Here is a 269-nt window from a genome sequence, read left to right on the forward strand (position 1 = left end):
TTGAACGCCTGCGCTCGCACCAATACGTGTCGCACCTGCTTCAACCATTTTATTGAAATCTTCTAAATTACGTACGCCACCTGATGCTTTTACTTCTACATCAGCACCTACTGTATCTTTCATTAATTTAACGTCTTCTGCAGTCGCACCGCCACCTGCAAAACCTGTTGAAGTTTTAACGAAGTCCGCACCAGCCGTTTTTGTTAATTCACTCGCTTTTACAATTTCGTCATGGTCCAACAATACCGTCTCAATAATCACTTTTACTG

1 protein-coding gene is annotated in these 269 nt (G+C 42.4%); it reads right to left on the reverse strand.

Features of this window, described 5'->3' with window-relative positions; genetic code table 11:
- Positions 1–269, reverse strand: a 269-nt coding sequence (deoC, locus tag VJI94_RS08410) for a deoxyribose-phosphate aldolase (RefSeq protein WP_324009036.1), incomplete at both ends; no start/stop codon positions are given.

The sequence above is a fragment of the Parvimonas sp. D9 genome (assembly GCF_035282565.1).
Lineage (GTDB): Bacteria > Bacillota > Clostridia > Tissierellales > Peptoniphilaceae > Parvimonas > Parvimonas micra.